Genomic DNA, 23,660 nt, shown 5'->3' with positions numbered 1-23,660 from the left:
AACTATTTGGGATTTTCTTCTTTAACTTTTTCTTTCTTTCTAATAAAGGTCATAGTATTTCTTCGCGTTTCTTTTGACCAATTCGTTTGTTTATCATTGACATGTTGAATTTTAAGTGTATCCGGACCTAAAAACTTAATGAAATGATACAAAATTACTGTACGAACACCGTTTGCTTTATCAGAAGTGATTAATTTGAGTTGGTCTAAATCTCCAGTTTTATAAATTTCATAACTACCATCAGCTTGTACCTCATTTCCTTTACGTTCCAATATGCTGGTAAACTTATTCTCAACATCAAATTTATAATTCAATTTATTTTTCTTTTTTGGACTTTCATATTCCCATGTTCCTTTTATCGATTTATAATTGATTTCTTGTGCATTTGCAATAGAAAAGTATAGAAAGATAAGGAGTAGCGTGCTAAAGGATTTCATCGTTAAATTAGTTAAGTTAACTTATGATTTATTATATACAAAACAAAGGCCATTTTGTTTGCTTTCTGGCTTTACCTTTCAGCTATAAATAATATATTTGCACTTTATTAGAATAGATAGGCGTTTAGCGTACAGCGTTCAGCTCTCATTAAACGCCTATCGTATATACGCAATATCCAAATGAAAATATCATACAGCTGGCTAAAACAATTTATACAAACCGATAAAACTCCTCAAGAAATTTCTTTAATCTTAACTGATATTGGTTTAGAAGTAGAAAGCTTAGAAAAAGTTCAACCCATTGTTGGTGGACTTGAAGGTTTGATGATTGGTCATGTGGTTGAGTGTGGTCAGCACCCCAATGCAGATCGTTTACGCGTAACAAAAGTTGATGTTGGTACTGGTGAATTATTACAAATTGTTTGTGGTGCGCCAAATGTTGCTTCAGGTCAGAAAGTGGTTGTAGCTACTGTTGGTACAACAGTTTTTCCAAATGAGGGGGAGCCATTTAAAATCAATAAATCAAAAATTAGGGGAGAAGTTTCTGAAGGGATGATTTGTGCTGAAGATGAAATTGGCTTAGGAGTATCTCATGATGGAATTATGGTTTTACCAGAGAATACAGAAATTGGTATTGCTGCAAAATCTTATTTCAAAATGGATGATGATTTTATGTTTGAAATTGGTTTAACGCCAAATAGAGCAGATGCAGCTTCACATTTAGGCGTAGCTAGAGATTTAGCTGCTTATTTGCGTAGCCCTTATCAAATGCCAGACGTTTCAGCTTTTAAAACAGGGAATGAGAGTTTAAAAATTGACGTTAAGGTTGAAGATACAATAGCTTGCCCACGTTATAGCAGTGTGAGCATTACTGGTGTAACTGTAAAATCATCACCAGATTGGCTAAAAGATAAATTGAAAGTTATTGGTATTAGGCCAATTAATAATATTGTAGATGTAACTAATTACGTGTTGCACGAATTGGGCCAGCCCTTACATGCATTTGATGCCGACCAAATTAAAGGGAGCCAAATAATAGTCAGAAAATGTTCAGAAGGAACTCCATTTTTAACATTAGATGATATAGAACGTAAACTTTCTGCAGATGATTTGATGATTTGTGATATTGAAAAGCCACTATGTATTGCAGGTGTGTTTGGTGGGAAAACATCTGGCGTAAGTGAAAAAACCACAACTATTTTTCTAGAAAGTGCCTATTTTAATTCGGTTTCAGTACGTAAAACTTCTAAAAGACATAATCTTAAAACAGATGCATCTTTCAGATTTGAGCGTGGTACTGATCCAGAAATAACAGTTTTTGCATTAAAACGTGCTGCTTTATTAATTCAAGAAATAGCTGGCGGGGAAATTTCTTCGTCAATTTCAGATATCTATCCTGTAAAGTCAAATCCTTTTGATGTTGAGATGAGTTATGCGAATATTGTAAAACTGATCGGTCAAGATATTCCATTTGAAGAAATTAAAGCAATTATTTTAGCTTTAGGAATAGAAGTTGTTAAAGAAACCACTGAAGGTTTAAGTTTAAAAGTGCCAGCTTATAAAGTAGATGTAACCCGCGAATGTGATATTACAGAAGAAGTTTTACGGATTTATGGCTACAACAATATTCATATACCTACAAAAGTAAATGCTTCTTTAGCCTATACAGCAAAGCCGAATAAAGAGAATGTACAAAATCTAATTGCCGATATGCTAACTGCAAATGGGTTTTTAGAGATTTGGTGTAATTCACTAACTCGTTCAGCTTTTTCAAAAAATCCTAATGAAGCCGTGCAAATTTTAAATCCGTTAAGTTCAGATTTAAATGTAATGCGTCAAAGTTTATTGCAACCAGCATTAGAAAGTGTAGCCTATAATCAGAATCGTAAAAATTCGGATTTGAAATTATATGAATTTGGTAAGACCTATCATCACATTGATGCAAAATATGTAGAACGTCCACGTTTATTAATTTTAATTAGTGGTGCAAAACAAAGTGAACAATGGAACCACACAACTACGCCATCTACATTTTATAATTTAAAAGCCGCAGTTGATGCAATAATTAGTCGATTAGGTATTAACAATTATCAAGTTGAAGAAGTAAAGGATGAAAACTTTGCCTTTGGCTTAAAATATTTTAGAGGGGATAAAACATTGGTTTCATTTGGTGCTGCAACTGTAGCAGATAGAAAGCAAGCTGATGTGGATAAAGAAGTATTTTATGCGGATTTTGATTGGGCTTTGTTATTAGATGCAGTTCGAAAAAATAAGATCATAAATAAAGAAGTATCAAAATATCCTGCAGTACGAAGAGATTTATCAATGTTGGTAGATGAGCAGATCACTTTTGATGAATTAAAGGGAATTGCATTTAAAACAGAGAAAAAACTAATTAAAAATGTACAGGTATTTGATGTGTATCAAGGTGACAAATTACCTGCAGGAAAAAAATCCTATGCATTAAATTTCACTTTGCAGGATGAAGAGCAAACTTTAACCGATAAACAAATTGATGCCATTATGCAAAAGATTATAATTAACTTAGCCCAAAATGCGAAAGCAGAAATAAGAAAATAATCTTAAGTTGATAAATTATAAATTTTAATAATGTCTTCGGTTGCTGATCAATTAAATAATGTATTACAAAAAACGGCTCGCTTAATTGAGCTTTGTAGTGCTTTACAAGAAGAAAATGATTTATTAAAATTAGAAAATCAGCAAACAAAAGCAGCGTTAGATGCTGCAAAAATAAAGCATACAGATCTCGATGAGAAGTTAAGGGTACTTAAATTAGCAAAGAGTATTGAAGGAACAAGTGAAAAGACACTTGATATAAAGCAAAAAATTAACGAATTTGTGCGGGAGATTGATAAGTGTGTAGTGTTGCTTAAAAAATAAGTAACATAAATAATTGAAACTAAGCTAAAAAATGGGAGAAATCTCGATTAAAATAACTATTTCCGACCGTATTTACCCTTTAAAGGTAAATATGGAAGAAGAAGAAATTGTAAGACGGGCGGCTAAGATTATTAATGAACGTATAAAAGACTACCAAGAAAATTATGCGGTTAGAGATAAACAGGATTTGCTTTCTATGGCGGTGTTGCATTATGCAACTGCCGTTTTAAGAACAGAGCATAAGGTGCAAAACCAGGATACTGCAGTTGCCGAAAAAGTTGAAGAATTAGATAGTTTATTAAACGGTTTTTTCGCTAAATAAAACGTTCTTTATAATTAGTTTGTTTAATGAATTCATCAAACAAACTATAATAGCTAATAAAATTTGGCCGTGGCTAAATTTTTATGTTTCAATATTTCCTAATTAAATTATTTATCAGCTTTGCTGGAATAAGTTTAGGTACATGCGACATAATAATTTAGTTACGGTTTTTTTATATAAAAAAAAATGGAGATTTTAGGAATAACGGGATGCATACTTGCCAGCTTAGTTGTTGGTATTGTAATTGGTAGATACCTGTTGCGCAACTTGTTAAAACAGCAAGAAGTAGCAGCGCAAAGCAAAGCAAAGAAGATACTTAAAGATGCAGAAAGCAACGCTGAGATTTTAAAGAAAGATAGATTACTTGAGGCAAAGGAAAAGTTTTTGCAAATGAAAGCAGAACACGAGCAACAAGTAAATGCTAGAAATAATGAAGTAAACCAACGAGAAAATAGTGTTAAGCAAAAAGAACAATCGCTTAACCAGAAGTTGGAAAACATGAATCGTAAAGAACAAGAATTAGATGCTCACAAAGCTAATTTAGAAAAACAAACTGCTATTGCCATTAAAAAACAAGAAGAAGTTGATGTTTTAAAAAGTCAGCATGTACAACAATTAGAAACAATTGCTGGTCTAAGCGCTGAGGAAGCAAAGAACCAATTGGTAGAGAACATGAAATCTGAAGCACGTTCTCAGGCGATGATGCAAGTTAAAGATATTGTTGATGAGGCTAAATTAACTGCTAGCAAAGAAGCTAAGAAAGTAGTTATTCAAACCATTCAACGTACGGCTGCAGAAGCGGCGATAGAAAATTCAGTATCTATTTTTCACATTGATAGTGACGAAATTAAAGGTCGTGTAATTGGTAGAGAAGGAAGAAATATTCGTGCTTTAGAAGCGGCAACTGGAATCGAGATTATTGTAGATGATACACCTGAAGCAATTATTTTATCGGGATTTGATCCAGTTAGAAGAGAGATTGCTCGCTTAGCTTTACACCGTTTGGTAACAGATGGTCGTATTCACCCAGCTCGTATTGAGGAAGTAGTAGCTAAAACAAAAAAACAAATTGAAGATGAAATTGTAGAAATTGGCGAGCGTACTGTAATCGATTTAGGCATTCACGGTTTACACCCAGAGTTAATTAGAATGGTTGGACGTATGCGCTATCGTTCTTCTTACGGACAAAATTTATTACATCACTCTCGTGAAGTTGCGAATTTCTGTGCTACGATGGCAGCAGAATTAGGCTTAAACGCAAAAATGGCAAAACGTGCTGGTTTATTGCATGATATAGGTAAAGTGCCTGATGATAATCCAGAATTGCCACACGCAATTTTGGGTATGCAATTGGCAGAAAAATATAAAGAGCATCCAGAAATCTGTAATGCAATTGGAGCTCACCACGACGAGATTGAAATGACTTCTATGATTTCACCAATTATTCAAGCTTGTGACTCGATTTCGGGAGCAAGACCTGGAGCAAGACGTGAAGTAGTAGAAAGCTACATTAAACGTTTAAAAGAGTTAGAAGAGCTAGCGTTATCATATCCAGGAGTTGAAAAGACTTTTGCGATACAAGCAGGTAGAGAGTTACGTGTAATTGTAGAAAGTGAAAGAATTACTGATGCACAGGCAGAATTATTAGCAGCAGATATTTCTAATCGCATTCAAACTGAAATGACCTATCCTGGCCAGATTAAGGTTACAGTGATTAGAGAAACTAGATCTGTGGCGTTTGCTAAATAGAATCTTTAGAAGAATAATTTCAAAAATAAAAAGCGATGGATATCCCGTCGCTTTTTTTTATTTTTATAGAATGAACCTATCGTTATAGTATTGAATTAAATCTGATAATTATCGGATTAGCGTAACGATTATAACTATACCAAAATGGAACAAATAGAAAAGCGCCCTGTAGATGTACTTTTTGATAAATATGCAGAAAGCCATCAAAACCATACAAATGAAACCATTCATTGGATTTGTGTACCACTAATTGTGTTTAGCTTATTGGGTTTAGTTTGGCAAATTCCTTTTCCAGAATTGAGTTTTTTAGGGCAATATAAGACTTTCTTTAACTGGGCGTCTTTCTTACTTGCCTTTTCCTTGTATTACTATTTTACACTTTCACCTGTCCTTTTTTTCTTAATGATCTGGATTGTAGGGCTGATGAGTTTTTTTATTGTGAAAATAGAGCAAGCTGTTGGTTTAGGTAGTGGAACTTCTTATGGTATTTATGCAGCTATATTTGTACTTGCTTGGATCGGTCAATTTATTGGTCATAAAATAGAAGGGAAAAAACCTTCATTTTTAGATGATGTTAAGTTTTTGTTAATTGGCCCAATTTGGTTATTGCATTTCATCTGCAAAAAAGTAGGCTTAAAATATTAGTTCTCTTAGCATTTAACAATTTGTTAACCTGTGGGTAAACGAATAGTAATTTACAGCTAACATGTAGCTAACATTGTGGTAATAGTTTTGCCTAAACAAAAAATAGGCAAATTGAAATCACAATTAACTCTTAAAAAAGCATTATTAACCTTACTATTTGTAGTTATTAGTGCAACTGTTTTCGCTCAAGGAACAGGAAAAATCTCAGGTACAGTATCAGATAAAAAAACTGGCGAAACGCTTATCGGTGTTTCTGTAAAAATTGCTGGCACAACAAGAGGTGTAGGTACAGATGTAGATGGTAAATACATGCTTTCTGGATTAACAGAAGGTAAATACATTGTTGAAGTATCATATATTGGATATTCAACAAAAAAAATCACTGATGTAGAGGTTAAAAATAATGCTACTACTTCATTAAATGTGATAATGGAAGAGGGAGGTTCTCAAACCTTAAATCAGGTTGTAATTACAGCTAGTTTTAAACAAGAATCTACCAATGCATTATATGCACAGCAAAAGAATAGTGCATTAATTTCTGATGGTATATCAAGTGAGCAAATTAAAAAATCTCCAGATAAAAATACTTCTGATGTTTTAAAAAGAGTTAGTGGTGCAACCATACAAGATAATAAATTTGTTATTGTACGTGGTTTAAGCGATCGTTATAATACTGCAACATTAGATAATTCAACTTTACCAAGTACTGAACCTAATAGAAAAGCATTTTCATTTGATATCGTACCATCTAATTTAGTAGATAAAATTACCATTAGTAAAACAGCTACTCCGGATTTACCAGCAGACTTTGCAGGAGGTGCTGTTCAAATTTCAACTAAAGATATTCCAGATCAAAACTTTATATCTTTTGGCGTAGGTTATGGATATAATACACAATCTACTTTCAAAGATTTTTTAGGGACTAGCAAAAGTGCACTGAATTATTTAGGTTTTGATGATGGATCTAAACAATTGGCTTCAAATTTTCCTTCAAGAAAAAAAATTGCAAATGGATTAACAACAGCTAGAAATAATTCTTCTTTACGATCTTTATCTAACGATTTTTCAATTAACAATACATCAGCTTTGCCATCTCAAAACTATCAATTTAGCTTGGGTAGAGTTAAACAGTTTAAAAACAACAACCGTTTTGGGGCCTTGTTTTCATTAACATATCGTAATTCACAAAATATAAATCAAGATGTAAAACGTGATTTTTACGAATATGATTACACCGATAACCAGTATAAGTTTTCTACAAACTTAGGTGGATTGGCAAACTTTGCTTACAGTTTTGGGAAGAATAAAATCAGTTTTAAAAATATTTATAACAAAACATATGATGATAATTATACCGAACGTATTGGGATAGACAACAGTTCAACCACGGCTAATAAATTTTATGCGTATGATATTCTTCAAAAATCGTTGTTAAAAAACACTTTAGAGGGAGATCATCAAATTGGTGGCAAAAACAGCAAGTTAAAATGGACTTTATCTTTAAGTAACGTAAAGAACAACCAACCTAATCAATTAAAAATTGTTTATGTAAAACCAGTTTCTGCTATAAATGATCCAACCGTTACTTACCAAGCAAATGTAACATCATTAGGTAAAGAGAACAGTCGTTTATTTACTGATTTAGATGAAAACATCTATTCTGGAGATGTAAATTATAGTACTCCATTTAAATTGTTTAATACTTCAACAACCTTAAAAGTTGGAGTAGGTAGCCAATATAGAGAACGTACGTTTACGGCTAGATTTTTAGGTGCTCAATTATCAACTAATATTGATCCAGATTTATTTGAATCAATCAGAAAATTACCAGTAGATCAAATATTTGCTCCTGAACTTTTCAGATCTGGAGTTTACAAATTAGCTGAAATTGGTTCAGACGCTGATAACTATGATGCGAATTCTTTAACTAGCTATGGTTATGCGATGTTAGATCAGAAATTTGGCGAAAAAGTTCGTGTGGTATATGGCTTAAGAGCAGAGAATTATCATATTCAACTAAATACAACTAAAACACTAATTGATGATACGAAGCTAGATTTATTGCCATCCGTAAATTTCACCTATAGCATTAATCCTAAGAGTAATTTTAGAGCATCGTATTACCGCACCTTAGCAAGACCAGAATTTAGAGAATTAGCACCTTTTTCATTTTATGATTATGAATTATTAGCTAACCAAAGTGGCAATCCAGATTTAAAGAGAACAGCTATTGATAATGCAGATTTGAGGTATGAAATTTATCCTGGCTCTGGAGAAGTTTTATCATTCTCTGTATTCTATAAAAAGTTTACAAATGCAATCGAATCTTATCGTTATGATGTTAATTCTACGCCAGATATATCTTATTTCAATACAGCAAAAGCAACAACTTATGGTATTGAGTTAGAAGCACGTAAAAATTTAGGATTTATTAATGATAGTCAATCTTTAAAGAATACAACTGCTTATGTAAACTTATCATTAATCAAATCAGAAGTAAAAAACCCAGATGATCAAAAATACATAGATAAAACTCGACCTATGGTTGGTCAATCTCCTTATGTGGTTAATGCTGGTTTACAACATACTGCGCTCAATAATAAATTAAATTTCAACTTATTGTACAATAAAATTGGAAGAAGAATTATACAGGCAAGTGGAATCAATTTCCCAAGTACTTGGGAAGCTCCACGAAATGTTTTCGATTTTCAAGTAGGTTATAAAGTTTTAAAAAACAAAGGAGAAATCAAGTTTAATGCAGGTGATATTTTAAGTGAACGTAGTACAATTTACTTCGATTATAACAAAAACAAAAAGTATGATAGAGATGGTGGAGATGAAACTATAACATCTTACAAACCAGGAACTAATCTTTCGTTATCGTTTTCATATACATTTTAATACGAGTTAACAAAATGTTAATCTATGCTTAACTGCTAGGATAACTTAAATCAATCTATTTGCATTATAAATTCATTAAAGAAAAAATAAAAAAAGAAATGAAGAACAAATTTTTATTATTGGCATTATCAGTTTTGCTTTTTGCAACGTCATGTAAAAAAACTACAGTAGTAGATGACGATACAGATCCAGTTACTCCTTCAAACACGGTAGAAGTGAGTGGTGAGATTAGTACAAACACTACTTGGTCTGCGAGTAAAATATATTTATTAAAAGGTTTTGTTTATGTAAGCAATGGCGCAACTTTAACTATTGAGCCAGGTACAATTATTAAAGGTGACAAAGCAAGTAAAGCTACTTTAATTGTAACTCGTGGTTCAAAAATTAATGCAACAGGTACAGCAGAAAAACCAATTGTATTTACCTCAGCTTTGCCAGCTGGAGCAAGAGATAAAGGTGATTGGGGTGGTGTTATCCTTTTAGGTAAAGCTCCAACAAACCAAGGTACAGATGTGAAAATTGAAGGCGGTCCGGTTGCTCCTACAGGAAAAGACGAAAAAGTGTATACATTCTTCGGCGGAACAGATGCTGCAGATAATTCAGGTACCTTAAAATATGTACGTATAGAATATGCAGGTGTAGAATATACAGTTAACAGTGAAATAAATGGTTTAACATTAGGTGGTGTTGGTAATGGTACAACTTTAGATTATATCCAAATTTACAGATCAGGTGATGATGCTTTTGAGTGGTTCGGTGGAACAGTAAATGCTAAACATTTATTAGCTATTGGTACTTGGGATGATGATTTTGATACTGATTTTGGTTATTCAGGAAACGTTCAGTTTGCTTTAGCGCAACGTGTACCCTTAAAAGCAGATCAATCAGGTTCTAATGGTTTCGAATCAGATAATAATGCAAATGGTACTGATGATCTTCCAAAAACTTCTGCTGTATTCTCAAACGTAACTATCTTAGGCCCAATTCAAAAATCTGGTCTAGCTATTGATGCAAATTATCAAAATGGTGCACAAATTAGACGTAATTCTTCTATTAGTATTTTAAACTCAGTAATTTCAGGTTTCCCAGTAGGTCTTTATATTGATGATACTAAAGTTACAACTGCAGGTTCAACTTCAACAAACTTTACTTCTGGTTCATTAGTATTAGCTAACAATTTAATTTATGGTACAAAAGGTTTAGAAGTAAATGTGAGTACTGCAGGTGTTGCTGCTGCAATTGAAACTAAATTACGTGCTGATAATATTTTTGATAAATTAGTATATGCTACTGCTGTATTTAGTGCTCCATATATGTACGGTGCAGATCTTGGTACTCCAGGTAGTACAGTAGGAACAACTAACTTTACGGTTTTAGCAGGTTCTGCTGCAGCAAGTGGTGCATCATTTACCAATGCTAAAGTATCAGGATCTTTCTTTACACAAGTAGCTTACAGAGGTGCATTTGGAGCTGATGATTGGACAGCTGGTTGGGCAAGTTTTAATCCTCAATCTTTAGCTTACACAACCCCAGGTGCTGTAAAATAGTATAAAATATCTTTCTTAAAAGCCATTTAACGTTTGTTAGATGGCTTTTTTATTTTTATCTGTTTAAAGGATCATAATGATAAACAACCTCGTACGGTTTATTTTTTAAACTAGCAGATAATTCACCAATACGTAAATTTTGTTTTTGTGGAGTAGGTTCACACACAGTATAAGATTTTCCATTATAAATAACAGGATTACCAATTGGTTTATCAAATTGCACAGCCATTGTAATATGTGTAGGATAAAGCAAGGCTATCATCGGTAAATTATAAATTTCCTTTACCAGATAAAAGAACAATGCAGCCCGATCATCGCAATCGCTATATTTTGTTAATAACGTCTGTTCAGGTGATAAGCGTTTTTCTCTACCAAAATTCATATCATCATCTTCATATAAAAAAGCATAGCGAGTAAAACGCATTAAATAATCTACCCCATTTTTTTTGCTCATTCCTTTTAAATTTTCTTTCAGCAGTGGAATAAGAGATTGATAAGTTTCATGGCTAAGGGGAATATTAAAGTAAGATTCAAAATCCACAACAGGATAATTCGCAAAAATTGTTTCTACTTCAGTATTTAATTTAACCTTAAAGTGGTAATCTTTATGCTTGTAATTAAATGCGATTTGTTTTTCTACATAATCTTCAGGTTTAAAATCTGGCATTCGCGTAACCTTATAGCTAAACGCTTCCGTAGCATTTGGTACAACAATATCAACTGGTTTGTACACATCTTCTCTTTTAAATAGCTTACCATAATCATGGTAATTCAAACACATGTACTTTTTCTGATTGATCATAAAGAAAGGAATGTCGGAAATATCTTCATCGTTGCGCACATAAAATATGATTTGATCATTTCCTACAGCAACTTTCGCATCATAACCAGATTTCGACATTAAAAACCATTTATACAATGTATACCGATTATAATTCTCAGCTTTAGGACTAATCTGTTGAGCTGTCCTTCTAATTAATTGATAATAAAGCCAATCGTTCAGCTTGTTTTTTTCTTTATAAGCCAATAAAGATTTCACTACTTGCTCGTAATGACTTGAATTAACTTTGTTATAAAATGCAGTTACGGATTGATTACTCAGCGCCTGATCAAAACTAATATTTACAGTATAATCAGCTTCAAAATTAAAAGTGCCATCATAAAACTCAAAGCTATAGTGTTGGGCTTTAGCAAGAGCAAATGAAAACACTAATATGGTGATAATTAATGCTTTAAACTGAATGTGTTTAAACGAATTTTTCAACTGTTAACATTTAGGATATATTAAATATACATAAAATTAACACTTATTAATTTACTTTATTGCGTGTAAAATCTGAAATCTTCACGAAAATGAGTTTTTCTTAAATCTCATGTTAAATAATCTTAAGATAATCTCGATTTTATAGAGACTTAACATACCCAGCTTACTTTTGCAATGTTAAATATCTGGTTAATATTTAACAGAACAGTTTAGGTTAGTTGATAACAAAAAGCCCCGATGGATGTCGGGGCTTTTGTTTTTATGTTAGTTTTTAGTTTAGAAATTCTTACCAATCTTTTCCAGCATATCTGTTGGAATTTTATGTGCATCAACCACCAAAAACCCATCTAAACAATCAGAAAATTTAGGATCTATGTTAAAGCAAATAATTTTCGCGTTTAAATTCATGTACTGACGCAATAGCACTGGTATTTTAATATGTGAATTCTCAATATCACCAATTAAACCATCTAAATCTTTTAAAGAATCACTACTTTCTACTAGTAAATCTCTATCAATTCCAGTTAAATCGGCCTTGAATTTGTTTTTTGGTTTAACATATGCTGCCAAATCATAATCGAAATGATTTTTAGTAATATAATCTACAATGATGGATTTAGATAATTTAGAAAAATTATTGCTGATACTAACGGGGCCAAACAAGTACCTGTATTGTGGGTTTAAAATCAGATATTTTAAAATCCCTTTCCATAGTAAAAATAATGGTAATGGTTTTTGTTGGTATTCTTTTCTAATCCATGAACGCCCTAATTCTATTCCCTGGCGTAAAACAGGATAAAAAGGCTCCCTAATTTTAAACAATTCCGATAGATAAAAACCTCTACGCCCCATTGTATTTAAAATTTCATCTCCTTTACCAATACGATAAGCACCTACAATATTTTGTAAATCTTTATCCCAAATAAATAAATGGTTATAATAAATATCGTAATTGTCTAAGTCAATTTTTTTATTTGTTCCCTCACCAACTTCTCTAAAAGTAATTTCACGTAAGCGACCAATTTCTCTTAAAATATTTGGAATACTAGAAGTAGGGGTAATATAAACTTCATAATTTTTCTCTTCCCAAACTCTAAAATCTTCTAGCTTTTCAACCTCTTTTACAATTAAATTTCTATCAGTTTCTTCTACAATTTGCGCAGGTTTTTTCTTTCTTTTAAAAAGATTAATAGGGTTAAATAATTTCTTCTCTTCCTCTAAACTTGTGCCTAGTGCATAGGTTCTTGCTCGTAGAAAATCTAGTAATTTATTGCTGTTATTTTTATAAGAAACATCTTCAATTTTAATCGGCTTTCCAATTCTAACTTTAATTTTTAAACCGTGTTTATTTAAAAATTCTGAAGGTAATTTAGCTGTTCGTAATGTGGGGTGGATAAAACTTAAAATGTTAAATAACACGCCATTATTGCCATGAAAATAGATCGGAACCACAGGTAATTTAGCTCTCGCAATTAATTTTCCAACTACTGGATGCCATAATCTATCCGTAACTTCCTGGCTTTCTAAATTGAAAGTAGAAACCTCACCAGCTGGGAAAATTCCAATCGGAGTTCCACTTTGAAGTAAATCAAAAGTTGCCTTTAAACCGCTAATACTCGATGAGTGCTGTACATTTTCAAATGGATTTACAGCCACAAAAAACTCACTAAGATTAGGTATTTTCTTAAGAATGAAATTCACCATTACTTTTGCTTCTGGTCTAACCATGCACAAAAGCTTTACTAGCGCCAAGCCTTCTACACCACCATACGGATGATTTGCAATCGCAATAAAGCCTCCTGTTTTGGGGATATTCTTTAAATCCTCTTCGTCAAAATCTATGGTAACACCTATAGTTTCTAATATTTTATCAACAAATTCTAATCCAGCAAAATGCTCATTCTTAGAAAATACTTTGTTGATATCGTTTAACTTCATTACTTCCATTAATAAAGCTGCAAGACCTGGAACGCCTAATTTATCTATTTTAGTGGCTTTGGCAAACTCTTTTGTAGTAATAATCTTCATTTATAATGACGGGTGTTTAATTTATAAAGCAATATCAAAAATAAGATTTATATTTATAGTACCTATGCTATCTATGAAAAAATGGTTAAATAACTACTTTGGCTTTACAAAGCGAGAGTACAACGGATTATTGGCGTTAATGATTATTTTATTGTTAATAAGCATGCTTCCGTATGCGTATGCCAAATTTTGGGTTAACACTGCCCTAATTTCAAATGAAGAACATGTCGCTATACAAAAGTTGATTTTAGTTAATCAGCAAGAGCCTAACTATTATGCTAATATGCGTAAACAAGTTGAAGATGGTGAAGCTAACCCAACTACAACACTTTTCAAGTTCGACCCAAATGTAATTGATGTTGCAGACTGGCAAAAGCTAGGTTTATCTGTAAAACAAGCGCAATCAATAGTGAATTATAGAAACAAAGGCGGGAAATTCTATAAGCCTGAAGATTTGAAGAAGATGTACACCATTTCATCAAAAAAGTTCGAGCAATTGGCTCCTTATATTACTATTGAAAATACAAATACGAAGTATATAAAGCAAGAATATGCAAAGCAAGCACCATACGTTAAAAAGGAATTGGTTATTGTAGAAATTAATAGTGCAGATACACTACAACTAGATGAAATAAAAGGAGTAGGTGCAGCTTTTGCAAGAAGGATTGCAAAATACCGAGATAAGCTCGGAGGATTTTATAAAAAAGAGCAATTATTGGAAGTTTACGGATTGGATAGTATTAAGTTTAATGAAATAAAGGATCAAATTAAAATAGATGCTACTCATCTGAAAAAGATTAAAATTAATACGGCAGAATTTGATGATCTTAAAAATCACCCATACTTAAAGTACAAACAAATTAATGCAATTATTCAATATAGAAAACAGCACGGAAAATATAATGATGTTGCCGATTTAAAGAAAGTAGCTATCTTAACGCCACAAATTATCCAAACCATAGCACCTTATCTTATTTTCTAAATGATTGAAGCTAAAATTAAACAAACCTTACGAGATGTAGCCGACTTTCCTAAACCTGGAATTGTTTTTAAAGATATAACTCCAGTCTTGCATGATCCAGTATTGTGTGCTGAAATTACTCAAGCTTTAGCTTTGCAACTTTCTGATATTAAAATAGATGTAGTTGCTGGAATTGAAAGTCGAGGGTTTTTGTTTGGTTTAGCTTTAGCACAAGCATTAAAAGTTCCCTTTGTTCCCATTCGTAAAGTTGGTAAGCTACCTTACAAAACTATTCAGCAATCGTATGATTTAGAATATGGAAGCGCAACGTTAGAGGTACACGAAGACGCTTTTAAACCAGGGCAAAATGTATTAATTCATGATGATTTACTGGCTACAGGTGGAACAGTTGTGGCAGCTTCAAAATTGGTTAATTTATTACAAGCAAATGTTGCTGCATACTCTTTTTTAATCAGTTTAGATTTTTTAAATGGCAAAGACCGATTAGCTCTCTTTAGTCCTAATACCTTTTCTTTGGCGAAGTTTTAATGTATTGGAAATTAATTATAAAGCAATTTTAAACTATTTTTCAATTAAATTTTCCAGTGCATTCCCTGTCAATAATTAAATGAATTAAGTTATTGAACCAAATACCAAAACATTCTACTTTTTAGCGAATAAAAATATGTTGATTCTATTCTATTATTTGCTTATCATTGTTCCTAACCAAATATAAATCTTAAGAAAAGTTTAAATCCCAAACGCTCATAAGGCGTAAGATTTAAGCTTTTCTTTTTTTAAACCCTACCTATATGAATACAGGCTTTAGCTTTGAAGTAGCCGAAAATCAAGAAATTATTAAGAAGATGGTGAGTGATTTTGCCGAAAGAAACATTCGTCAAAATGTAATGGAATGGGATGAAGCACAGCATTTTCCAATAGAAATTTTTAAACAACTAGGAGAACTTGGTTTAATGGGCGTTTTAGTTCCCGAAAGCTATGGTGGTTCTGGTTTGGGTTACCAAGAGTATGTAGATGTTATTGTAGAAATCTCAAAAGTTTGTGGCTCAATCGGTTTATCGCTCGCAGCACATAATTCTTTATGTACTGGTCATATTTTAGCTTTCGCGAATGAAGAACAAAAACTAAGATGGCTGCCAAAACTCGCCACAGCAGAATGGATTGGTGCCTGGGGCTTAACTGAAGCAAATACAGGCTCAGATGCGTTACGTATGCGTACAACAGCAGTTTTAGATGGTGAAGAGTATGTAATTAATGGAGCTAAAAACTGGATTACTCATGGTAAATCTGGAGATGTGGCTGTAGTTATGGTTCGTACAGGTGAAGCCGGTAGTTCTAAAGGAATTTCGGCAATTGTAGTAGAACGAGGTACACTAGGGTTCTCTGCTGGTAAAAAAGAAAATAAATTGGGCATGCGTGCATCAGAAACTACAGAGATGGTTTTTGATAATTGCAGAGTTCCAAAAGAAAACTTGCTAGGTAACGAAGGCGATGGTTTTAAACAAGCCATGAAAGTGTTAGATGGTGGGCGTATTTCGATTGCAGCCTTATCACTAGGTATTGCGAAAGGTGCTTATCTAGCTGCTTTAGGTTATGCAAAAGAACGCCATCAATTTGGTGTGCCTATTTCAAGTTTCCAAGGTATAAGCTTTAAATTAGCTGATATGGCGACAGAAATAGAAGCTGCAGAATTGTTAATTCGCCAAGCTGCAGATTTGAAAAATCGCCATTTACCAATGACCAAAGAATCGGCAATGGCAAAATACTATGCTTCTGAAGTTGCTGTTAGATGCGCAACAGAAGCCGTTCAAATATTTGGCGGTTATGGATATACTAAAGATTTTCCTGTAGAGAAATTTTATCGTGATAGTAAATTATGTACCATAGGCGAAGGAACCTCTGAAATACAGAAAATCGTGATTGCGAGAGAAATCTTAAAATAAATTAACAGAAGATTTCCTAAAAAACTTTCTCTCTTCCAATATTTTACCTACATTTGCAACCCCAAGCAAAACACGGGATTTAAAACAACGAGAGGAGGTATTTCAACGTTATGATTATTATTAACATTAAAGACGGCGAATCATTAGATAAAGCGCTTAAACGTTTCAAGAAAAAGTTTGAAAAAACTGGTGTATTGAGAGAATTACGTAGTCGTCAAGCATACGAGAAAAAATCCGTAGCTCGTCGTACAGAAATTAAACACGCTGTTTATATTCAGAACATGAACCAAGAAGGAACTTTATAGTTCTATCATTGATATAGAAGCCTTCAGATGTAAAATCTGGAGGCTTTTTTATTTAAGCAAAAATTACTGCATTGCAGCAAGTGGTAGTATATCCCAATCTGCTATCTCATTCGGTGAACAGCTTCCAGGCACAAAACCTACTCCACAAATAGCTGCAGGATTAAAAGTCTTATTATTAAGCTCTATTTTAGGCGTTCCTGTGAAATAAGTAATCCCTACGCCAAGTAAAAAAAGTGAGCCCGCGGGAATTGGCAGATTAAAACTTTGAGCGATGGAGGATGATTGATTTTTCTTGATCTCTATTTCTTCTACGTTCAAAACATTCCATTTTTGATGAGCTAGAGAAAAATACACAAAACGAAAACTCACCATGCAGCTGACTGCTTTAACAGGAAAACGCAAGTTTTTGGCAATCAAAAATTCTGGCCATGTAATTTCAACATATCCAGTTGTAAAATTAACCGTAGGCTTAATCAATAAACTATTATTTAATGGGGATGAGAGGTTGAAATCAAAATCTAACAACCTATTGAAGCTAGTCTCCTTAAAATTGAATTTCCCATTCGCATCAATATGCTGGTAAATTAGGGTAGAAATATCAGAATTCATCCGGTTCACCATTGTGCTGTCGGCATTACCATTTATTAGCGTATTGAAAGACTGTCTGATGAATTTAGAAAAAGGGCTAATAAATTTCCCAAAAACAGAGGCAGATTTTTTGGTAGCCTTAGTCTGTTTTACACTCTTGATCTTAGATTTTACAACATTAATCTCACCATGTTTAGCAAAAGTTAAATTTCCAAACGAACCCTTAAGGTTCTTTCCGTTATATGTTGCCATTCCTGTATAGACAATGTTTAAGAGTTGTCTAAGACTAAGCTACATTACTTCCGCAGTAAATCCAAGGTAAGTCCGCATTTATCCATAAAAATGCGGACTATACGCGGAACTCTATGCGGACTTAGTAGGATTAAGAATAAACTAAAACCACAAATAAAGGAGGAATAAAATCTTTTTTTATGCGTATAAATTTTATGTCGAAATTAATTTTTCATCCACTAATTTTTTGTATATTCACCATACGAATAACAAGTAAGGCCTATGCTTATTAGCAGTTTCTTAACATATCTACACACCGAGAAGCGCTACTCTCCACACACTGTACAATCATACAAGACAGATCTACTTCAATTTAAAGATTATTTACAAGTGAGTTTTGAATTAGAGCTAAACGCTGTTCAAACTCAACATGTTCGTAGTTTTATAGTTCATCTACTAGATCATCAAATTTCCGAAAATGCCGTAGGGCGAAAAATATCTACACTACGTAGCTTTTATAAGTATTTACTTCGTGAAAAAGAACTGAAAGTAAATCCAATGTTATTAATAAAAGCACCAAAAGTTCCTAAACGTTTGCCAGTGTTTATTGAAGAAGTTAAAATGGATAGCCTCTTAGATAATGAAGCAAATTTTGACGATGATTTTTCTGGAAAACGGAATAAAATAGTTTTAGAATTGTTATTTGGTACAGGAGTGCGTTTAGCAGAATTGTTACGGGTAAAAGAAACCGACCTAAATTTTTATGAAGGAACAATTAAAGTGCTGGGTAAGAGAAACAAAGAAAGAATTATCCCTTTACATGCCGAATTAATTAAGCAACTAAAAGATTACCTTGCTATAAAATCTATTGAAAAATTTGATAACAAAACCACTACATTAATCGTTACCAATACAGGAGCTTCGGCATATCCGAAGTTAATCTATCGTATAGTAAATCGTTATTTGACATTAATATCAACCCAAGATAAAAAAAGCCCACATGTATTGAGGCACTCATTTGCGAGTAGCCTACTGAATAGAGGTGCAGATTTAAATGCAATAAAAGAATTACTAGGGCACGCAAGCTTGGCTGCCACACAAGTGTACACACACAATTCAGTAGAACGTTTAAAGTCTATATATAAACAAGCCCATCCAAAGGCATAAAAAGGAGGAAAAATGAAAATTAGAGTACAGTCGATCCATTTTAACGCGGACAAAAAATTGTTAGAGTTTATTCAAAAGAAAGTAGATAAGTTAGATCAGTTTTTTGATCAGATTATTGGAGGAGAAGTTTATTTGAAATTGGAAAATGTAGAAGATGAAGAAAACAAAATATCAGAGATAAAATTAATGGTTCCCGGAATTACGCTCTTTGCCAAAGAACAATGTAAATCTTTCGAAGAAGCTACAGATTTGGCTATAGAATCCTTAAAAAAGCAAATTACTAAACATAAAGATAAAACTCGTGCAAAATTAAGTGAGCACAAGGCAATATTAAGTGCAGACGAAGTGTCTGATTACTAAGGTGATATTTTCATATCACATTAGATAAGGTTTGGCGGGTAAGAACTCGCCAAATTTTTTTTTAAAATATATTTTTTTCAAAGATTAATTTTTGTAGATTTGCATTCCATTTCGGAAGGGGCGTTGGTTCTGAAGAAATTGGAAGTTCTATGAAAGATTAAAATAATATCGAAAACGTTGATTTTATTGAATTAACGAAAGATATAAGCCTCCTTAGCTCAGCTGGTAGAGCAACTGACTTGTAATCAGTAGGTCATTGGTTCGATCCCGATAGGAGGCTCTTTTAGTTTATAGACTTAGTGATAAGTTGTTAAACTAGAAGCGGGGAGATTCCAGAGCGGCCAAATGGGACAGACTGTAACTCTGTTATCGCAAGATTTCGAAGGTTCGAATCCTTCTCTCCCCACCATCAGTTTTGTGGTAAACGGTTTGGAGTTAGTAGTTAAATTAACTGAAAACTAAGAATTGTAAACTGAAAATTGAAAAAGCGGAAGTAGCTCAGTTGGTAGAGCGATAGCCTTCCAAGCTATAGGTCGCGAGTTCGAACCTCGTCTTCCGCTCTTGGAAGTTCATTAGTTAAGATGGTTCAATAATAGCCAAATGAACAAATGAACTAGTGAGCTAAAAGAATAAGCCGACTTAGCTCAGCGGTAGAGCACTTCCTTGGTAAGGAAGAGGTCATGGGTTCAATTCCCATAGTTGGCTCTGGTAATAATAAAGAAAAAACACTTTGTTAAATCTGTACTAACAGAATGAGCAAGGTTTTTTGTATTGAATTTGTATCAAACAATAAATAAATAAAAAAAAGTTAACCTACTAATAAGTATAAAAACATGGCAAAAGAAAAGTTTGACCGCAGCAAGCCGCACTTAAATATCGGCACTATCGGTCACGTTGACCACGGTAAAACAACCTTAACAGCAGCTATCACTAAAGTGTTATCTGATGCTGGTTTATCTGAGGCGCGTTCATTTGATTCGATTGACTCTGCTCCAGAGGAAAAAGAAAGAGGTATCACGATTAACACAGCTCACGTTGAGTATTCAACAGCTAACCGTCACTATGCACACGTTGACTGTCCAGGTCACGCGGATTACGTGAAAAACATGGTTACTGGTGCTGCTCAAATGGACGGTGCAATTATCGTTGTTGCAGCTACAGATGGTCCGATGCCACAAACTCGCGAGCACATTCTATTGGCTCGTCAGGTAGGTGTACCTTCGTTAGTTGTTTTCATGAACAAAGTTGATATGGTGGATGATCCAGAATTACTAGAATTAGTAGAGATGGAAGTTCGTGAATTATTATCTTTCTATGAATTCCCTGGTGATGATATTCCTGTAATTCAAGGTTCAGCTCTTGGTGGTTTAAATGGTGATCCAAAATGGGTAGCTAAAATTATGGAATTAATGGATGCTGTTGATAGCTACATTCCAATTCCTCCACGTTTGACTGATCTTCCATTCTTAATGCCTGTTGAAGATGTATTCTCGATCACTGGTCGTGGTACTGTTGCAACTGGTCGTATTGAGCGTGGTGTAATCAACTCTGGTGATCCAGTTGAAATCTTAGGTATGGGTGCTGAGAACTTAAAATCTACAGTAACTGGTGTTGAGATGTTCCGTAAGATCCTTGATTATGGTGAAGCAGGTGATAACGTAGGTTTATTGTTACGTGGTATTGAGAAAACTGATATCCGTCGTGGTATGGTAATCTGTAAACCAGGTTCAGTAACTCCACACACTGATTTCAAAGCTGAGATCTATGTATTATCAAAAGCAGAAGGTGGACGTCACACTCCATTCTTTAACAAATACCGTCCACAATTCTATTTCCGTACTACAGACGTAACTGGTGAGATTTCATTAGCTGAAGGAACTGAAATGGTAATGCCAGGTGATAACGTTACAATTACTGTAAAGTTAATTAACGCAATCGCAATGGAAAAAGGTCTACGTTTCGCTATCCGTGAAGGTGGTAGAACAGTAGGTGCTGGTCAGGTAACTGAAATTTTAAAATAGTAACCTAATTCCTTTAGGGGAAGAGAATATCAGATTGCAAAGCGCTTAAGTTAAATCTTGAGTGCTTTGCTTTCTAATTACGGGCATGGTGCAATGGTAGCATACGGGTCTCCAAAACCTTTGATCTGAGTTCGAATTTTAGTGCCCGTGCAAACAAATGTGAGAATTAGCTCATTAGCTAATTAGCTAATTAATTTATATAAATATGGCTGGTGTAGTTCAATTTATTAAAGAATCGTACGAAGAAATGACCCAAAAGGTAACTTGGCCTACTTGGGGCGAATTACAAAATTCGGCAGTATTGGTTCTAGTCGCATCCCTAATTATTGCAATCGTAATTTATGCAATGGATAACGGTGCGAACTATATATTATCAACTTTTTATAAATCACTTTAAAATCAATAATACTAGATGAACGATCAGTTAAAGTGGTATGTAGTTAGAGCGGTAAGTGGTAAAGAGAAAAAAGTAAAACAGTATATCGATTCTGAAATAAGCCGTTTAGGTCTTTCTCATTTGGTACCTCAAGTATTAATCCCTATGGAGAAATACTATCAAATGAAAGAGGGTAAGAAAATTGCTAAAGAACGTAACTTTTATCCAGGTTATGTTTTGATTGAAGCAGTTTTAGATGGAGAGCTAGAGCATATTATTAAAGGTGTAAATAGTGTAATTGGATTTTTAGGCGATAAAGCCGGAAATGCAATTCCAATGCGCCAAGCAGAAGTTAACCGTATTTTAGGTAAGGTTGATGAAATGAGCCAACAAGGTGAAACAATGAATATCGCTTACTATGTAGGTGAGAACATTAAAGTAATGGATGGACCTTTCAACGGTTTTACTGGAGTAATTGAAGAAGTTAACGAAGAAAAGAAAAAATTAAAAGTTATGGTTAAAATCTTTGGTCGTAAAACACCACTGGAGCTTAACTATATGCAAGTAGAAAAAGAATAACATCTTTTTTATAAAAAATTATTTGAGGACTGCAAGATTATTCATATCTTTGCAGTCCTTTTGCTATTTTATAATAGTAAATAAGGTCTTAAATGTTACATGCTTCCAATATTTAACATTGAGTATTACAATTAACAAATCAGAAAATGGCAAAAGAAGTCGGTGCACTTGTTAAATTACAAATCAAAGGCGGAGCTGCAAACCCATCACCACCAGTAGGACCTGCATTAGGTGCTAAAGGTGTTAATATCATGGAGTTTTGTAAACAATTCAATGCTCGTACCCAAGATAAGCCAGGTAAAGTATTACCAGTTGTGATTACTGTATATGTGGACAAGTCTTTCGAATTCATCATCAAAACCCCTCCTGTGGCGATTCAATTATTGGATGCTACTAAATTACAGAGTGGTTCTGCTGAGCCCAACCGTAAGAAAGTTGGTTCGGTGACTTGGGATCAAGTTAAGTCAATTGCTGAAGATAAGATGACTGATTTAAATGCATTCACTATCGAATCTGCTATGAAAATGGTAGCAGGTACAGCACGCAGTATGGGAATCACCGTTAGTGGTGATGCACCCTGGACAAATTAATTAACAAAAAACAGTTTACAACAGTGGCGAAATTAACAAAAAATCAAAAACTGGCACACGCTAAACTAGAAATCGGTAAATCGTATTCTTTACAGGATGCGGCTGCTTTGGTAAAAGAAATCACTACAACTAAATTTGATGCATCGGTTGATATCGATGTGAGTTTAGGTGTTGATCCACGTAAGGCTAATCAAATGGTACGTGGTATTGCTACTTTACCTCATGGTACAGGTAAAACTGTACGTGTTTTAGTACTTTGTACTCCTGATAAGGAAGAAGAGGCTAAAGCTGCAGGAGCAGATTTCGTGGGTTTAGACGAATATGTGGCTAAGATTGAAGGTGGTTGGACAGATGTTGACATTATTATCACTACTCCTGCTTGTATGGCAAAAGTAGGTAAATTGGGCCGTGTTTTAGGGCCAAGAAACCTTATGCCAAACCCAAAATCAGGTACAGTAACTAACGAAGTTGGTAAAGCTGTAACTGACGTAAAAGGCGGTAAGATTGATTTTAAAGTTGACAAAACTGGTATCATCCATGCTTCAATAGGAAAAGTATCATTCTCAGCAGAGAAAATATATGAAAATGCGTTGGAAGTTCTTCAAACGATTTCAAAATTAAAACCTTCTGCTGCAAAAGGAACTTATTTTAAAAGCATTCACGTGTCTTCTACAATGAGTCCTGGAATTGCAATCGAAACTAAATCAGTAGCGGGGATCTAATT

Annotated in this window: 22 protein-coding genes and 5 tRNA genes; 23 read left to right on the top strand and 4 right to left on the bottom strand. The window is 33.7% G+C overall.

Annotated features, from left to right (window positions below; translation table 11 throughout):
* Positions 1–2: 2 nt before the first annotated feature.
* On the bottom strand, positions 3–437 hold the full coding sequence (locus tag ACHMWN_RS00800; RefSeq protein WP_397296986.1) for a hypothetical protein: 435 nt from the start codon (positions 435–437) through the stop codon (positions 3–5).
* 180 nt (positions 438–617) lie between these two features.
* Here ACHMWN_RS00800 and pheT point away from each other — a divergent pair, with 180 nt between their 5' ends.
* The 7 genes from pheT to ACHMWN_RS00765 all read left to right on the top strand — a co-directional run bounded on the left by pheT (position 618) and on the right by ACHMWN_RS00765 (position 10,502).
* Positions 618–3,017, top strand: a complete 2,400-nt coding sequence (gene pheT, locus ACHMWN_RS00795) for a phenylalanine--tRNA ligase subunit beta (protein WP_397296983.1) — start codon at positions 618–620, stop codon at positions 3,015–3,017.
* Between the two features lie 30 nt (positions 3,018–3,047).
* Positions 3,048–3,338, top strand: coding sequence for a hypothetical protein (locus ACHMWN_RS00790; RefSeq protein ID WP_397296980.1), 291 nt, complete (start codon positions 3,048–3,050; stop codon positions 3,336–3,338).
* A 31-nt stretch (positions 3,339–3,369) separates the two neighbouring features.
* A complete protein-coding gene (locus ACHMWN_RS00785) occupies positions 3,370–3,660 on the top strand; it encodes a cell division protein ZapA (RefSeq protein WP_173272232.1) in 291 nt (96 codons plus the stop codon).
* Positions 3,661–3,846: 186 nt separating this feature from the next.
* Positions 3,847–5,409 (top strand): ribonuclease Y, encoded by a 1,563-nt coding sequence (gene rny, locus ACHMWN_RS00780; RefSeq protein WP_397296977.1) that lies wholly within the window; start codon positions 3,847–3,849, stop codon positions 5,407–5,409.
* A gap of 144 nt (positions 5,410–5,553) precedes the next feature.
* Positions 5,554–6,054, top strand: a complete 501-nt coding sequence (locus ACHMWN_RS00775; RefSeq protein WP_397296975.1) for a DUF962 domain-containing protein — start codon at positions 5,554–5,556, stop codon at positions 6,052–6,054.
* A gap of 111 nt (positions 6,055–6,165) precedes the next feature.
* Positions 6,166–8,955 (top strand): TonB-dependent receptor domain-containing protein, encoded by a 2,790-nt coding sequence (locus tag ACHMWN_RS00770; RefSeq protein ID WP_397296972.1) that lies wholly within the window; start codon positions 6,166–6,168, stop codon positions 8,953–8,955.
* A gap of 98 nt (positions 8,956–9,053) precedes the next feature.
* Positions 9,054–10,502 (top strand): hypothetical protein, encoded by a 1,449-nt coding sequence (locus ACHMWN_RS00765; protein ID WP_397296970.1) that lies wholly within the window; start codon positions 9,054–9,056, stop codon positions 10,500–10,502.
* Positions 10,503–10,557: 55 nt separating this feature from the next.
* On the opposite strand, the gene ACHMWN_RS00760 is transcribed toward ACHMWN_RS00765, so the two are convergent.
* Positions 10,558–11,766 carry a hypothetical protein gene (locus tag ACHMWN_RS00760; protein WP_397296968.1) on the bottom strand — a complete coding sequence of 403 codons (1,209 nt, stop codon included), beginning with the start codon at positions 11,764–11,766 and terminating at the stop codon, positions 10,558–10,560.
* A gap of 276 nt (positions 11,767–12,042) precedes the next feature.
* Positions 12,043–13,794, bottom strand: coding sequence for a lysophospholipid acyltransferase family protein (locus ACHMWN_RS00755; protein ID WP_397296966.1), 1,752 nt, complete (start codon positions 13,792–13,794; stop codon positions 12,043–12,045).
* A 73-nt stretch (positions 13,795–13,867) separates the two neighbouring features.
* Here ACHMWN_RS00755 and ACHMWN_RS00750 point away from each other — a divergent pair, with 73 nt between their 5' ends.
* The 4 genes from ACHMWN_RS00750 to rpsU all read left to right on the top strand — a co-directional run bounded on the left by ACHMWN_RS00750 (position 13,868) and on the right by rpsU (position 17,024).
* Positions 13,868–14,776, top strand: coding sequence for a ComEA family DNA-binding protein (locus tag ACHMWN_RS00750; protein WP_397296964.1), 909 nt, complete (start codon positions 13,868–13,870; stop codon positions 14,774–14,776).
* On the top strand, positions 14,777–15,304 hold the full coding sequence (locus tag ACHMWN_RS00745) for an adenine phosphoribosyltransferase (RefSeq protein WP_397296961.1): 528 nt from the start codon (positions 14,777–14,779) through the stop codon (positions 15,302–15,304).
* A gap of 263 nt (positions 15,305–15,567) precedes the next feature.
* Complete coding sequence (locus ACHMWN_RS00740; protein WP_397296958.1) at positions 15,568–16,719, top strand: acyl-CoA dehydrogenase family protein; 1,152 nt, start codon at positions 15,568–15,570, stop codon at positions 16,717–16,719.
* A gap of 110 nt (positions 16,720–16,829) precedes the next feature.
* Complete coding sequence (gene rpsU / locus ACHMWN_RS00735; RefSeq protein WP_055132547.1) at positions 16,830–17,024, top strand: 30S ribosomal protein S21; 195 nt, start codon at positions 16,830–16,832, stop codon at positions 17,022–17,024.
* A gap of 63 nt (positions 17,025–17,087) precedes the next feature.
* On the opposite strand, the gene ACHMWN_RS00730 is transcribed toward rpsU, so the two are convergent.
* Positions 17,088–17,864, bottom strand: a complete 777-nt coding sequence (locus ACHMWN_RS00730; RefSeq protein ID WP_397296954.1) for a hypothetical protein — start codon at positions 17,862–17,864, stop codon at positions 17,088–17,090.
* A 261-nt stretch (positions 17,865–18,125) separates the two neighbouring features.
* Here ACHMWN_RS00730 and ACHMWN_RS00725 point away from each other — a divergent pair, with 261 nt between their 5' ends.
* The 12 genes from ACHMWN_RS00725 (at position 18,126) to rplA (ending at position 23,658) form a co-directional block, all read left to right on the top strand.
* The gene (locus tag ACHMWN_RS00725) at positions 18,126–19,010 is read left to right on the top strand and encodes a tyrosine-type recombinase/integrase (RefSeq protein ID WP_397296951.1); all 885 of its coding nucleotides are present in this window, start codon (positions 18,126–18,128) and stop codon (positions 19,008–19,010) included.
* A gap of 12 nt (positions 19,011–19,022) precedes the next feature.
* On the top strand, positions 19,023–19,370 hold the full coding sequence (hpf, locus tag ACHMWN_RS00720) for a ribosome hibernation-promoting factor, HPF/YfiA family (RefSeq protein WP_372820537.1): 348 nt from the start codon (positions 19,023–19,025) through the stop codon (positions 19,368–19,370).
* 207 nt (positions 19,371–19,577) lie between these two features.
* Positions 19,578–19,650, top strand: a tRNA-Thr gene (locus ACHMWN_RS00715).
* A gap of 43 nt (positions 19,651–19,693) precedes the next feature.
* Positions 19,694–19,779 (top strand) — tRNA-Tyr (locus ACHMWN_RS00710).
* Positions 19,780–19,857: 78 nt separating this feature from the next.
* Positions 19,858–19,930, top strand: a tRNA-Gly gene (locus ACHMWN_RS00705).
* 73 nt (positions 19,931–20,003) lie between these two features.
* A tRNA-Thr gene (locus ACHMWN_RS00700) sits at positions 20,004–20,075 on the top strand.
* Positions 20,076–20,203: 128 nt separating this feature from the next.
* Entirely contained in the window at positions 20,204–21,391 is a 1,188-nt protein-coding gene (tuf, locus tag ACHMWN_RS00695; protein ID WP_397296947.1) for an elongation factor Tu, read from the top strand.
* A gap of 79 nt (positions 21,392–21,470) precedes the next feature.
* Positions 21,471–21,541 (top strand) — tRNA-Trp (locus tag ACHMWN_RS00690).
* Positions 21,542–21,596: 55 nt separating this feature from the next.
* Positions 21,597–21,788 (top strand): preprotein translocase subunit SecE, encoded by a 192-nt coding sequence (secE, locus tag ACHMWN_RS00685; protein WP_397296945.1) that lies wholly within the window; start codon positions 21,597–21,599, stop codon positions 21,786–21,788.
* A 15-nt stretch (positions 21,789–21,803) separates the two neighbouring features.
* Positions 21,804–22,346 carry a transcription termination/antitermination protein NusG gene (nusG, locus tag ACHMWN_RS00680; protein WP_397296942.1) on the top strand — a complete coding sequence of 181 codons (543 nt, stop codon included), beginning with the start codon at positions 21,804–21,806 and terminating at the stop codon, positions 22,344–22,346.
* A gap of 146 nt (positions 22,347–22,492) precedes the next feature.
* Positions 22,493–22,936 carry a 50S ribosomal protein L11 gene (gene rplK, locus ACHMWN_RS00675; protein WP_397296939.1) on the top strand — a complete coding sequence of 148 codons (444 nt, stop codon included), beginning with the start codon at positions 22,493–22,495 and terminating at the stop codon, positions 22,934–22,936.
* Between the two features lie 23 nt (positions 22,937–22,959).
* Positions 22,960–23,658 (top strand): 50S ribosomal protein L1, encoded by a 699-nt coding sequence (gene rplA, locus ACHMWN_RS00670; protein ID WP_055132255.1) that lies wholly within the window; start codon positions 22,960–22,962, stop codon positions 23,656–23,658.
* Positions 23,659–23,660: the final 2 nt, after the last annotated feature.

It is taken from the genome of Pedobacter sp. UC225_61 (assembly GCF_044452285.1).
Lineage (GTDB): Bacteria > Bacteroidota > Bacteroidia > Sphingobacteriales > Sphingobacteriaceae > Pedobacter.
The sequence above is the reverse complement of the archived record's forward strand: the minus strand, read 5'-3'. Positions and strand labels throughout refer to the sequence as shown.

Bases quoted from the DNA above. Each gene is read 5' to 3' on its own strand.
- ACHMWN_RS00800 (WP_397296986.1), bottom strand. From the start codon at position 437: ATGAAATCCTTTAGCACGCTACTCCTTATCTTTCTATACTTTTCTATT.
- pheT (WP_397296983.1), top strand. From the start codon at position 618: ATGAAAATATCATACAGCTGGCTAAAACAATTTATACAAACCGATAAA.
- ACHMWN_RS00790 (WP_397296980.1), top strand. From the start codon at position 3,048: ATGTCTTCGGTTGCTGATCAATTAAATAATGTATTACAAAAAACGGCT.
- ACHMWN_RS00785 (WP_173272232.1), top strand. From the start codon at position 3,370: ATGGGAGAAATCTCGATTAAAATAACTATTTCCGACCGTATTTACCCT.
- rny (WP_397296977.1), top strand. From the start codon at position 3,847: ATGGAGATTTTAGGAATAACGGGATGCATACTTGCCAGCTTAGTTGTT.
- ACHMWN_RS00775 (WP_397296975.1), top strand. From the start codon at position 5,554: ATGGAACAAATAGAAAAGCGCCCTGTAGATGTACTTTTTGATAAATAT.
- ACHMWN_RS00765 (WP_397296970.1), top strand. From the start codon at position 9,054: ATGAAGAACAAATTTTTATTATTGGCATTATCAGTTTTGCTTTTTGCA.
- ACHMWN_RS00755 (WP_397296966.1), bottom strand. From the start codon at position 13,794: ATGAAGATTATTACTACAAAAGAGTTTGCCAAAGCCACTAAAATAGAT.
- ACHMWN_RS00750 (WP_397296964.1), top strand. From the start codon at position 13,868: ATGAAAAAATGGTTAAATAACTACTTTGGCTTTACAAAGCGAGAGTAC.
- ACHMWN_RS00745 (WP_397296961.1), top strand. From the start codon at position 14,777: ATGATTGAAGCTAAAATTAAACAAACCTTACGAGATGTAGCCGACTTT.
- ACHMWN_RS00740 (WP_397296958.1), top strand. From the start codon at position 15,568: ATGAATACAGGCTTTAGCTTTGAAGTAGCCGAAAATCAAGAAATTATT.
- rpsU (WP_055132547.1), top strand. From the start codon at position 16,830: ATGATTATTATTAACATTAAAGACGGCGAATCATTAGATAAAGCGCTT.
- ACHMWN_RS00730 (WP_397296954.1), bottom strand. From the start codon at position 17,864: ATGGCAACATATAACGGAAAGAACCTTAAGGGTTCGTTTGGAAATTTA.
- ACHMWN_RS00725 (WP_397296951.1), top strand. From the start codon at position 18,126: ATGCTTATTAGCAGTTTCTTAACATATCTACACACCGAGAAGCGCTAC.
- hpf (WP_372820537.1), top strand. From the start codon at position 19,023: ATGAAAATTAGAGTACAGTCGATCCATTTTAACGCGGACAAAAAATTG.
- tuf (WP_397296947.1), top strand. From the start codon at position 20,204: ATGGCAAAAGAAAAGTTTGACCGCAGCAAGCCGCACTTAAATATCGGC.
- secE (WP_397296945.1), top strand. From the start codon at position 21,597: ATGGCTGGTGTAGTTCAATTTATTAAAGAATCGTACGAAGAAATGACC.
- nusG (WP_397296942.1), top strand. From the start codon at position 21,804: ATGAACGATCAGTTAAAGTGGTATGTAGTTAGAGCGGTAAGTGGTAAA.
- rplK (WP_397296939.1), top strand. From the start codon at position 22,493: ATGGCAAAAGAAGTCGGTGCACTTGTTAAATTACAAATCAAAGGCGGA.